Source organism: Lentilactobacillus hilgardii DSM 20176 = ATCC 8290 (assembly GCF_000159315.1).
Taxonomy (GTDB): domain Bacteria; phylum Bacillota; class Bacilli; order Lactobacillales; family Lactobacillaceae; genus Lentilactobacillus; species Lentilactobacillus hilgardii.
The window spans coordinates 1-1,085 of record NZ_GG670012.1 but is presented as its reverse complement, the minus strand read 5'-3'; the positions used below and the strand labels follow the sequence as shown (position 1 = coordinate 1,085).

Annotated in this window: 2 protein-coding genes; both read right to left on the bottom strand. The window is 38.1% G+C overall.

What is annotated here, in order from left to right; genetic code table 11:
- On the bottom strand, positions 1-567 hold a 567-nt coding region (locus tag HMPREF0519_RS12660; RefSeq protein WP_003636890.1), incomplete at its 3' end, for a nitroreductase family protein.
- 207 nt (positions 568-774) lie between these two features.
- The coding region (locus HMPREF0519_RS12655; RefSeq protein ID WP_003636887.1) for a hypothetical protein at positions 775-1,085 on the bottom strand (311 nt) is incomplete at its 5' end.

Sequence of the window (1,085 nt, the reverse complement as noted above, 5' to 3'; positions counted from 1 at the left end):
AAATTCTTTTTCACCTGCAGGACCTTCAATGGAACCGAAATCTAACTGAGCACGGAGGTTCCAACTGTCTGGAATACCAAATGCTTCCTTAACCTGATCGTCAATGAGTGGGTTGTAATGTTGCAGGTTGGCACCAATACCGTTTTCAGCAAGCGATGTCCATACAGAGAACTGAGCATTTCCTTGAGCTTGTTCCGACCAATCAGCGAAGTTGTCAGCGTATAAAGCAAAATCATTTTCAAACCGGTGAACAACATCCGTATCGGTATAAAAGAGAACAGTTCCGAAAGCAGCCTTAAACCCGTTAATCTTGTTCAAAGTCTTTTGGTAGGCTTCCTCAGTCGGTACCTCGGACTTCAAACGATTGGCAACGATGTCCCAAAGCTTTTCATGATTGTCACCGAATAAGATCACGGCACGGGTCGTTTGATTATTAAATGGTGTTGGTGCCCACTTGATATTCTCCTTAATCAAGTTTGCAATTTCATCAGGTGTTTGGTCAACGTTACGTCCTAATGCATAAATTGAGCGACGGTTCTTGGCAAGGTCCAGTAATTGTTCTTTCATGGTAAAGTTAAACTCCTTTATTAATTGTTATAGTCGATAAATAGTTAATGTGTATAAGAACATTATAACAGTTACTTTTAGTAAGTAAAGGGTTTAAAACAAAAAATTTCAACTTAAAAAGATCAAGAAAACAAATCCGTCTTCCTGATCTAAATCTTATCATTTCTAATTAGCAGATTGATAAAAGATGCCTACCAATTTAGCATTTTAGTCTGCTTGCTTAAAAATACCCTTTGTTAAACTATAAGACTTCACCCAACCATATCCCTTTACATAAAGAAATGTTTGAGTCTTGTGGGTCTTCTTGGCGATTCCTGTAACAGAACGCGTTACCTTATAAGTCTTTGCTGAATTAAGTGTACTGTATTTAGTCATTGTAAAGGTTGCACTGTCAGCTGCAAACGCCCCTTTATAATAAACAGGTGACTTATCCTTAGTGTGATAGAATTTTGCCTTCTTAAAGAAAGTTGCACCTTTCTTTGTCATCGTATATGTCGTACCAGCTGTTTTCGCAGTAA